The sequence below is a fragment of the Microbacterium sp. NPDC060132 genome (assembly GCF_042729675.1).
In the GTDB taxonomy this organism is placed as follows: domain Bacteria; phylum Actinomycetota; class Actinomycetes; order Actinomycetales; family Microbacteriaceae; genus Microbacterium; species Microbacterium sufflavum.
Genome location: NZ_JBHWXU010000004.1, coordinates 1 through 2,619 on the forward strand (window position 1 = coordinate 1; position 2,619 = coordinate 2,619).

The 2,619-nt window shown below is 48.9% G+C and carries 1 protein-coding gene and 1 rRNA gene; one reads left to right on the forward strand and one right to left on the reverse strand.

The features are described 5' to 3' along the window. Nucleotides 1-63: 63 nt before the first annotated feature. Nucleotides 64-1,612, reverse strand: a 16S ribosomal RNA gene (locus ACFWCH_RS17665). A 555-nt stretch (nt 1,613-2,167) separates the two neighbouring features. Here ACFWCH_RS17665 and ACFWCH_RS17670 point away from each other — a divergent pair. Continuing rightward, a partial coding sequence (locus ACFWCH_RS17670; protein ID WP_378803954.1) for a tyrosine-type recombinase/integrase occupies nt 2,168-2,619 on the forward strand: 452 nt, incomplete at its 3' end.

The window sequence follows — 2,619 nt, forward strand, 5'->3', positions numbered from 1 at the left end:
AAACAAGACAGGGAACGTTCTGTTTATAAGACCCAAGGTCTTATATTCCGTTAAAATCCTTAGAAAGGAGGTGATCCAGCCGCACCTTCCGATACGGCTACCTTGTTACGACTTCACCCCAATCATCTGTCCCACCTTAGGCGGCTGGCTCCATAAAGGTTACCCCACCGACTTCGGGTGTTACAAACTCTCGTGGTGTGACGGGCGGTGTGTACAAGGCCCGGGAACGTATTCACCGCGGCATGCTGATCCGCGATTACTAGCGATTCCGGCTTCATGCAGGCGAGTTGCAGCCTGCAATCCGAACTGAGAATGGCTTTATGGGATTTGCTCGGCCTCGCGGCTTTGCTGCCCTTTGTACCATCCATTGTAGCACGTGTGTAGCCCAGGTCATAAGGGGCATGATGATTTGACGTCATCCCCACCTTCCTCCGGTTTGTCACCGGCAGTCACCTTAGAGTGCCCAACTGAATGCTGGCAACTAAGATCAAGGGTTGCGCTCGTTGCGGGACTTAACCCAACATCTCACGACACGAGCTGACGACAACCATGCACCACCTGTCACTCTGCCCCCGAAGGGGACGCCCTATCTCTAGGGTTGTCAGAGGATGTCAAGACCTGGTAAGGTTCTTCGCGTTGCTTCGAATTAAACCACATGCTCCACCGCTTGTGCGGGCCCCCGTCAATTCCTTTGAGTTTCAGCCTTGCGGCCGTACTCCCCAGGCGGAGTGCTTAATGCGTTAGCTGCAGCACTAAAGGGCGGAAACCCTCTAACACTTAGCACTCATCGTTTACGGCGTGGACTACCAGGGTATCTAATCCTGTTCGCTCCCCACGCTTTCGCGCCTCAGTGTCAGTTACAGACCAGAAAGTCGCCTTCGCCACTGGTGTTCCTCCAAATCTCTACGCATTTCACCGCTACACTTGGAATTCCACTTTCCTCTTCTGCACTCAAGTTCCCCAGTTTCCAATGACCCTCCACGGTTGAGCCGTGGGCTTTCACATCAGACTTAAGGAACCACCTGCGCGCGCTTTACGCCCAATAATTCCGGACAACGCTTGCCACCTACGTATTACCGCGGCTGCTGGCACGTAGTTAGCCGTGGCTTTCTGGTTAGGTACCGTCAAGGTGCCAGCATTTACTCTGGCACTTGTTCTTCCCTAACAACAGAGCTTTACGATCCGAAAACCTTCATCACTCACGCGGCGTTGCTCCGTCAGACTTTCGTCCATTGCGGAAGATTCCCTACTGCTGCCTCCCGTAGGAGTCTGGGCCGTGTCTCAGTCCCAGTGTGGCCGATCACCCTCTCAGGTCGGCTACGCATCGTCGCCTTGGTGAGCCGTTACCTCACCAACTAGCTAATGCGCCGCGGGTCCATCTGTAAGTGACAGCCGAAACCGTCTTTCCATCTTTCCTCATGCGAGGAAAGAACGTATCCGGTATTAGCCCCGGTTTCCCGGAGTTATCCCAGTCTTACAGGCAGGTTACCCACGTGTTACTCACCCGTCCGCCGCTAACATCAGGGAGCAAGCTCCCATCTGTCCGCTCGACTTGCATGTATTAGGCACGCCGCCAGCGTTCGTCCTGAGCCAGGATCAAACTCTCCGAAGAAATGTTTGACTTGCTCATTTGCTTTTAGAGTGTGTGCTCACTATTTTAAAACGTTGGCGCTTAGTTTTGTTCAGTTTTCAAAGAGCAATCACTTTAACAACTTAATCATCATATCACGAAGTTGAGTAGTTGTCAACTTCTGCGAAGAATGTTAGTTATTTTTAAAATCGCTATTTCTTAGCGACTACCTAATCTTACTACTATTTCAATAAGACGTCAATAGTTTTTTTCAAGAACATGTTCGATCTTGTTTTTACTGCTCTATCAATAATTTCTAAGATCAAAAATGCCTTGCTTGCTAAATAAGCAACTCCCTTATGATAAAAGAGTTTACACATGATGTCAATGATTTTTTTAGCAAGTTACTTTATGTATGATTCTGTAGACGACCGTACATTCATTTCCTTGATTTCATTGACTTCCTTCGTTTTTAATCCTTATAATGAAGATAAATACATAAAATCATACATTCAAGTATCCGTTTTATAAGGGCTCGCAACCTTTTCGGAACGTCTTGAAAAAGAAGGGGACACAATTATGAACCCTATTAAGAACGTGCAGCCCATTCGGAACCAGCAGCAGCTGGAAGATATGAAGTGGGCGCTTAAACGCCATTGTTCGGAACGTGATTACATTCTGTTTGTCCTTGGCTGTGAAACCGGGCTGCGAGTTGGAGATCTTTTACGACTCAAAACCAAACAGATTCTGAATTTGAAAGGAAAGTACACGAAGATACTGCGCATCAAAGAGGGAAAAACACAAAAAATCAGGGAGATGTACCTTGAAAACTGTTTTCAGGAAGTCTACGGCTATGCCGTCAATGTGGACAGTGAGTGGCTTTTTCCATCCCGGAAGGGGGACGGCGCCATCACGCCGACCCAGGCATACCGGCAGTTAAATAAGGCCGCCGACTTTGCTGGTGTCGACCATGTCGGCAACCATACCCTGCGGAAAACGTTCGGATACTGGTTTTACAAAGCGACAAAGGACATTGCGATGCTGCAGGG